We start from the raw sequence: 458 nt of genomic DNA, 5'->3' as shown, positions 1-458 counted from the left end.
TTGTCTCCTGTATCGACCGGAGTTGGCGCTTTAGCTGTCGGCCAGAGTTCGCGCTTCAGCGCGCCACTCCGGTCCCATGCAAAGCTCTTACTCCGGTCCCACGCAAAGCGCTTTGTGATTCCCCGGCCGTGGCCGGATTGCCGGGTGCTGATGCCTACTTGGCCGGCCGGGTTTCGAGCCCACCCTGGCCCGCGTCGCCGTGACCGGCGGCCTCGTCTGCACCGGCCTCGGTCGCCGCGACCTTGTACGGCACGCGCGACACCGCCCTGGCGCGACGGCGTGCCGCCAGCAGGCGTCGGGTGCGGCGGTCCTGCCCATAGCCCTGGCTGATCCGGTCGATCACGATGGCCAGGATCACGATCGCAATCCCCGCCTGCGTGCCCTTGCCAACATCGAGCGTCTGGATGCCCGCGAGCACATCCTCGCCGAGCCCGCGCGAGCCGATCATCGAGGCGATT

The 458-nt window shown here is 68.6% G+C and carries 1 pseudogene; it reads right to left on the bottom strand.

Annotation, left to right across the window (positions count from 1 at the left end):
• Positions 1-154: 154 nt before the first annotated feature.
• Positions 155-458 (bottom strand): annotated as a pseudogene (locus tag AC1ECK_RS36675) (proline/glycine betaine ABC transporter permease); the annotation flags it as partial.

It is taken from the genome of Paraburkholderia sp. SSBN10T, from assembly GCF_056619545.1.
The sequence above is the reverse complement of the archived record's forward strand: the minus strand, read 5'-3'. Positions and strand labels throughout refer to the sequence as shown.